Below are 246 nucleotides of genomic sequence, written 5' to 3' on the forward strand. Positions count from 1 at the left end.
TTAAAACCATTGTTTTTGAAAAGGTAAAATAATATGACAACTTATACTATTCCAAGAAAATATTATCAATCTCTGCATATAATTGAGGGATCTCTATTAAGTTATACTTTGAAAAATGATGAATTCCATATCATCGTCAATTGTGTGGACTATCCGGACTTTCCTCAAGAGATCTCTACTCCCAATTATACAGACTGGGTAAAAATTAAATTTAATCAGTTCAGCTATCTGAAATTTATCTATGGA

General features: G+C 29.3%; 1 pseudogene. It reads left to right on the forward strand.

What is annotated here, in order from left to right:
* Positions 1 to 33 precede the first annotated feature (33 nt).
* Positions 34 to 246: pseudogene (locus HMPREF2907_RS11410) on the forward strand (hypothetical protein); the annotation flags it as partial.

This window comes from Neisseria sp. HMSC055H02 (assembly GCF_001813335.1).
GTDB classification, from domain to species: Bacteria; Pseudomonadota; Gammaproteobacteria; order Burkholderiales; family Neisseriaceae; genus Neisseria; species Neisseria sicca_C.